5 protein-coding genes are annotated in these 6,462 nt (G+C 71.5%); all 5 read right to left on the reverse strand.

Annotated features, from left to right (window positions below; genetic code table 11):
* Positions 1-65: 65 nt before the first annotated feature.
* The gene (gene topA, locus P409_RS22780; RefSeq protein ID WP_034844101.1) at positions 66-2,732 is read right to left on the reverse strand and encodes a type I DNA topoisomerase; all 2,667 of its coding nucleotides are present in this window, start codon (positions 2,730-2,732) and stop codon (positions 66-68) included.
* A 75-nt stretch (positions 2,733-2,807) separates the two neighbouring features.
* On the reverse strand, positions 2,808-3,944 hold the full coding sequence (dprA, locus tag P409_RS22785; protein WP_034844094.1) for a DNA-processing protein DprA: 1,137 nt from the start codon (positions 3,942-3,944) through the stop codon (positions 2,808-2,810).
* A 197-nt stretch (positions 3,945-4,141) separates the two neighbouring features.
* Complete coding sequence (plsY, locus tag P409_RS22790; RefSeq protein WP_034844104.1) at positions 4,142-4,792, reverse strand: glycerol-3-phosphate 1-O-acyltransferase PlsY; 651 nt, start codon at positions 4,790-4,792, stop codon at positions 4,142-4,144.
* Between the two features lie 64 nt (positions 4,793-4,856).
* Positions 4,857-6,095 carry an MFS transporter gene (locus tag P409_RS22795; protein ID WP_034844097.1) on the reverse strand — a complete coding sequence of 413 codons (1,239 nt, stop codon included), beginning with the start codon at positions 6,093-6,095 and terminating at the stop codon, positions 4,857-4,859.
* 102 nt (positions 6,096-6,197) lie between these two features.
* The gene (locus P409_RS22800; protein ID WP_034844099.1) at positions 6,198-6,380 is read right to left on the reverse strand and encodes a DUF6726 family protein; all 183 of its coding nucleotides are present in this window, start codon (positions 6,378-6,380) and stop codon (positions 6,198-6,200) included.
* Positions 6,381-6,462 lie beyond the last annotated feature (82 nt).

The raw sequence follows: 6,462 nt of genomic DNA on the forward strand, positions 1-6,462 counted from the left end.
CCCCTCCCCTAGCCCCTCCGCGAGGGGAGGGGGACTCGTAAGAGCGCGGGTGAGGGGGCCGGCGTTCACTCGGCCGCCTTGCTCTTGCGAGCGGCTGTCTTCTTGGCGGGGGCTGCCTTCTTGGCCGGGGCCTTCTTGGCGGCGGCCTTCGGCGCCGCCTTGGCCGCCGAGCGGCCGCGGCCGCCCTTGGCCGGGCCTTTCGCCGCCTTGGCGGCCAGCCATTCGACCGCCTTCTCCACCGTCACCGCCTCCGGCTCCACGCCGCGGGGCAGCGAAGCCATGACCTTGCCGTGCCGGACATAGGGGCCGTAGCGGCCGGCGAAGACCTTGATCGGCTCGCCGCCGTCGGGATGCGGGCCGACCTCGCGCAGCGGCTCGGCGCTGGGCCGGGCCTTGGCGGCATCGGCGGCCAGCAGGTCGACGGCGCGGTTCATGCCGATCTTCAGCACGTCCTCGTCCGGCGGCAGGTTCTTGTAGCGCTCGCCATGCTTCAGATACGGCCCGAAGCGGCCGATGCCGGCGACGATCGGCTCGCCCGATTCCGGGTGGCGGCCGATCTCGCGCGGCAGGGAGAGGAGGGCCAGCGCCTCCTCCAGCCCGATCGTCATCGGGTCCTGCGATTTGGTCAGCGAGGCGCGCTTCGGCTTCTCGCCCTTCGCCGTCTCGTCCTTGGGGCCAAGCTGGGCGTAGATGCCATAGGGCCCCTTGCGGATCGACACCGGCAGGCCGGTCTCCGGATCGTCGCCCAGCAGGCGCGGCAGGGCCGATTCCTCGCCATTGCCCTCCTCACCCGGCGCGCCCAGCGGCCGGGTGTAGCGGCATTCCGGATAGTTCGAGCAACCGACGAAGGCGCCGGTGCGGCCCAGCTTCAGTCCAAGCCGGCCCTTGGCGCAGGACGGGCACAGCCGCGGGTCGGTGCCGTCGCCCTTCGGCGGGAACAGATGGTCCGACAGCGCCTCGTCCAGGGCCGAGATCACGTCGCCGATCTTGAGGTCCTTGGTCTCCTCCACCGCGGCGTGGAACGCGGCCCAGAAGTCGCGCAGCACCTGCTTCCAGTCGAGCTTGCCGCCCGAGATGTCGTCGAGTTGCTCCTCCAGCTTCGCCGTGAAATCGTATTCGACGTAGCGCTTGAAGAAGTTCTCCAGGAAGGCGGTGACGATGCGGCCGCGATCCTCCGGGATGAAGCGCTTCTTCTCCAACCGCACATATTCCCGGTCCTGCAGCACCTGCAGGATCGAGGCGTAGGTGGAGGGGCGGCCGATGCCCAGCTCCTCCATCCGCTTGACCAGGCTGGCCTCGGTGAAGCGCGGCGGCGGCTGGGTGAAGTGCTGCTCGGGCATGGTCTTGCGGCGCTCGACCGCGTCGCCCTTGGCCATGGCCGGCAGGCGGCGCTGGCTCTCATCCGCATCCTCGCCCGGGGCCGCCGGGTCGTCGCGGTCCTCCTGATAGACCTTGAGGAAGCCGTCGAAGCGGATGACCGTGCCGACGGCGCGGAACACCGCGGTCTGGCGGGCATCGGCGACGTCGACGATGGCCTGGTCCAGCACCGCCGATTCCATCTGGCAGGCCATGGTGCGCTTCCAGACCAGCTCGTAGAGGCGCAGCTCCTCGCGCGACAGGAAGCGGGACACGTCCTCCGGCCGGCGGCGCAGGTCGGTCGGGCGGATCGCCTCATGCGCTTCCTGGGCGTTTTTGGCGGTCGATTTGTAGACCCGCGGCTGCCCCGGCACGTAGTTCGGGCCGTACAGGTTGCCGATCGCCTGGCGGGCCTGGGCGATGGCCTCGCCGGCCAGGGTCAGGCCGTCGGTCCGCATATAGGTGATCAGGCCGACGGTCTCGCCGCCGATGTCGACGCCCTCATACAGGCGCTGGGCGGTGCGCATGGTCTGGGTGGCGCTCATGCCCAGCTTGCGCGACGCCTCCTGCTGCAGGGTCGAGGTGGTGAAGGGCGGGGCCGGGTGGCGCCGCACCTGCTTGGTCTCGACCGAGACGACAGCGAAGGCCAGCGGATCGATCGCCGCCACCGCTGCCCGGGCCGAGGCCTCGTCCGGCAGGTCGAACTTGTCGAGCTTGCGGCCGTTCAGATGGGTCAGCCGCGCGGTGAACTCGTCGCCCTTCGGCGTCCGGAACACCGCCTCGATGCTCCAGAACTCGCGCGGCTTGAAGCGCTCGATCTCGATCTCGCGCTCGCAGATCAGCCGCAGCGCCACGGACTGGACACGGCCGGCGGAGCGGGAGCCCGGCAGCTTGCGCCACAGCACCGGCGACAGGGTGAAGCCGACCAGATAGTCCAGCGCCCGGCGGGCCAGATAGGCCTCGATCAGCTCGCGGTCCAGGTCGCGCGGATGGGCAACGGCGTCGAGGATGGCGGACTTGGTGATCTCGTTGAAGGTGACCCGGCGGATGTCCAGGTCCTTCAGCCCGCGGCGATCGCGCAGCAGCTGCTGCACATGCCAGGAGATCGCCTCGCCCTCGCGATCCGGGTCGGTGGCCAGCAGCACGCGGTTGGCGTCCTTGGCGGCGCGGGCGATCTCGTCCATGCGGGACTTGCCGCGGTCGGCCAGCTCCCAGTCCATGGCGAAGTCTTCCTCCGGCCGCACCGAGCCGTCCTTGGCCGGCAGGTCGCGGACATGGCCGAAGCTGGCCAGCACCGTATAGTCGCGGCCGAGATACTTGTTGATCGTCTTGGCCTTCGCGGGCGACTCGACGATGACGAGGGTCTGGTCTGCCAAAGCGCCACACTCAATTCTGACGACGGCGCCGCCGGGGAGGCGGCGCCAGGAAACGGACTCACCAATAACGGCAAGTCAGAGCAGGCTGATCCGGTTGCCGGGCTGGCGCTCGATCCGGCCGGCGAGTTCGAGCTCCAGCAGCACGGTCAGCACCACCGGCGGAGACAATTGGCAATCGCGCAACAGTTCGTCAACCGCCGTCGGTGTCGGCGACAGCAGCTCCAGCACCCGGGCCATCGCCCGGTCGCGGTCGGTTCCGGCCCCATCGGCGCCCTCCGGCACGAGGATGGAGGAGGGGCGGGGTGCCGGCGGCGGCTCGCGCAGCAGCGGGCTGGAGATCTGCGGCGCCAGCGCCTCGATCACATGCTCGGCCGATTCGACCAGGGTGGCGCCGCCGCGGATCAGCCGATTGCAGCCCTGGGCGCGAGGATCGAGCGGCGATCCCGGCACCGCCAGCACCTGCCGGCCCTGCTCCGCCGCCATGCGGGCGGTGATCAGCGAGCCGGAGCGCAGCGCCGCCTCGATCACCACCACGCCCAGCGACAGGCCGGAGATCAGGCGGTTGCGGCGCGGGAAATGGCGGGCGGTCGGCTGGGTGCCGAGGGCGCATTCCGCCACCACCAGCCCGGATTCGGCGAGGCGGTCGTAGAGGCCGGCATTCTCCGGCGGGTAGATGATGTCGATGCCGCCCGCCAGCACCGCCAGCGTGCCGGTGGCCAGGGCGCCCTCATGCGCCGCGGTGTCGATGCCGCGGGCGAAGCCGGAGACGACGGTGAAGCCGGCCTCGCCCAGCTGCCGCGCCATGCCATGGGCGAAGCGACGGCCGTTCAGCGAGGCGTTGCGGGCTCCGACGATGCCGACCATCGGCCGGGCCGCCAGCTCGCCGCGGCCCAGCAGTGACAGCACCGGCGGCGCATCCTCGATCATCGCCAGGATGCCGGGATAGTCCGGCTCGCAGGCGGCGACGAGACGGCCGCCGATCCGCGCCAGCGCGTCCAGCTCGCGCCTGGCTTCGGCGACGGAGGGCGGCTTCAGCTCGGCCCGCCGGCCGCCGCGGCGCGACAGCTCGGGCAGCGCCTGGATCGCGGCGCCGGCGGAGCCGTAGCGGGCGATCAGGTCATGGAAGGTGATGGGTCCGACGGCGTCGGTCCTGGCGAGGCGAAGCCAGTCCAGCCGCTCGGCTTCGCTCAAGGGGCGCCGGGAGGTCGTCATCCTGCCAGCTTCGGGGCAGCCCGGCGGCCGGGTCAACCGGCAATTGGTGCGGAGGCGGACAGGCCAACTTTAAGCTGTCATCCCCGGGCTTGCCCCGAGGATCCAGGGGCGGCCGGAGCGGCTCTCCGGGACCCCTGGATTGCCGGGTCAAGCCCGGCAATGACAGAAAAGGGGAGGCGCTGACCCGGGAGGAGGCCTCAGCCCGCCGCGGCCTTCTTCTGGCCGATCTTCGGCTCCTCGCCGCGCAGCAGCCGGCGGATGTTGCCGTCATGGCGGATGAACACCAGCACGGCGATGAACAGGGCCAGGGCCGCGCGCGGCAGGTCGGTCCAGACCGCGCCGAGGATGGTCGTGCCCGACAGGGCCCAGGCCAGCACCGGCGCCGCGGCGATCGCCGCCAGCGCGGCGAGCGAGGAGTAGCGGAACAGGGCGGCCATCGCCAGCCAGACCAGGCAGCACAGCACGCCGACCGGCCACATGATCGCCAGCAGCGTGCCCAGCGCCGTGGCCACGCCCTTGCCGCCCTTGAAGCCGAGCCAGACCGGAAAGATGTGGCCCAGCATGGCGCCGCCGCCGGCGATCACGGCCAGCATCGGGTCGAAGAGGCCGGCGACCAGCACCGCGATCGCGCCCTTGCCGCCGTCCAGCAGCAGCGTCGCCAGGGCCAGGCCCTTGTGGCCGGTGCGCAGCACATTGGTGGCGCCGATGTTGCCGGAGCCGATGTTGCGGATGTCGCCCAGCCCGGCGGCCCTGGTCAGCACCAGGCCGAACGGGATCGAGCCGAGCAGATAGCCCAGCACCGCCGCGGCGGCGACCGCCCAGATCGAAGTGGGGTCGAATGAGGACATGAGCGAATCCGTTCCCTGCGCCGGCTCCATCATGGCGATTTTCCCGGCCGGGGGAACGGCGATCTCAGGCCGCGTGGTTCAGGTGGCGGATGCGGCGCAGCTGCGGGAACCAGGCCGACCACAGCCCGGCCACCGCCATGGTGCCCAGGCCGCCGACCACCACCGCCGGCACCACGCCGATCAGCGAGGCCGAGATGCCGGAGCGGAACTCGCCGAGCTCGTTCGAGGCGCCGACGAAGACCATGTTCACCGCATTCACCCGGCCGCGCAGGGCATCCGGCGTCCACAGCTGGATCAGCGTCTCGCGGATATAGACGCTGACCATGTCGAAGGCGCCCATCAACGCCAGCGCCACGATCGACAGCCAGGGCAGGGTGGAGGCGCCGAAGACGCAGGTGAAGGCGCCGAAGCCGGCAACGCAGGCGAACATGATCAGACCGGCCTGGTCCTCGATCGGCCGGCGGGCCAGCCAGATCGCCACCACCAGCGCGCCGATGCCGGGGCCGGCGCGCAGCAGGCCCAGGCCCCAGGGGCCGACATCGAGGATGTCGCGGGCATAGGCCGGCAGCAGCGCCGTGGCGCCGCCCAGCAGCACGGCGAAGAGGTCGAGCGTGATCGCGCCCAGCACCACCTTCTCGCCCCAGATGTAGCGGAAGCCGGCGCCCAGGCTCTCCCAGCTCGCCGGCTCCGGCACCGTCTTCTGCGCCGGCTTCGGGATCAGCGCCACGAGGCCGATCGAGGCCGCCATCAGCGCCGCGGCGAGGGCGTAGGGCACCTCCGCCGCCAGGCCGTACAGCAGGCCGCCGATCACCGGGCCGCTGATGGTGGCGATCTGCCAGGAGGAGGAGTTCCAGGCGATCGCGGTCGACAGCTCCTCCGGCGGCACCAGGTTGGGCAGCAGCGACTGCACTGCCGGGCCCAGGAAGGCGCGGGCGATGCCGAAGCCGGCCAGGACCACGAAGATCGGCCAGACCCGGTGGTCGCCGCCGATGGTCAGGGCCAGCAGCCCGAGGGCGCACACGATCTCGGCGCCGATGCAGACCGCCATGATGCGGCGCCGGTTGTAGCGGTCCGCCGCGGCGCCGGTGACCAGCACCAGCGCCAGCGAGGGCAGGAACTGCACCAGTCCGACCAGGCCGAGGTCGAACGGGTCGCGGGTCAGGTCATAGACCTGCCAGCCGACCGCGACGCTGATGAACTGCACCGCGAAGGTCGCGATCAGCCGGGCGGTCCAGTAATAGGCGAAGCCGCGGTGGCGGAAGATGCTTCCGGACGCGGCGGTCGGAGGGTCGTCGTCGGTCATCGGCGGCGCTGCGAGAAGGGGCGCCGACCATAGCGGGTCGGGACGACCGGCGGAACCCGGATCGCCGGGATGGCTGCCCGGCGACCCCGTCGGGCCGTGCCGTCAGTCGATGGCGTCGCCGGTGGCGTCCAGCGGGGCGGCGACCGGGTGGCCGACCACCGGCACGGCCTTGACCACGGCGCCGGTGACGCGGAACGGCGCGGCGACGACGCCGCAGCCGGCGAGGGTGACGGCCGCGGCCAGGACCAGCCAGCGGGCCGGTCGGCGGCGAGCGCGGATTACCATGTCCTGTCCTTCATCTGCTTCCAGGCAAACGGCATCGATGCGCCCATCGTATCATTTCTGCCGCGGCGGCGGGCCCGGCCGC

The organism is Inquilinus limosus MP06 (assembly GCF_000767795.1).
GTDB lineage: Bacteria > Pseudomonadota > Alphaproteobacteria > DSM-16000 > Inquilinaceae > Inquilinus > Inquilinus limosus_E.

Bases quoted from the DNA above. Each gene is read 5' to 3' on its own strand.
- P409_RS22795 (WP_034844097.1), bottom strand. From the start codon at position 6,095: ATGACCGACGACGACCCTCCGACCGCCGCGTCCGGAAGCATCTTCCGC.
- plsY (WP_034844104.1), bottom strand. From the start codon at position 4,792: ATGTCCTCATTCGACCCCACTTCGATCTGGGCGGTCGCCGCCGCGGCG.
- dprA (WP_034844094.1), bottom strand. From the start codon at position 3,944: ATGACGACCTCCCGGCGCCCCTTGAGCGAAGCCGAGCGGCTGGACTGG.
- P409_RS22800 (WP_034844099.1), bottom strand. From the start codon at position 6,380: ATGGTAATCCGCGCTCGCCGCCGACCGGCCCGCTGGCTGGTCCTGGCC.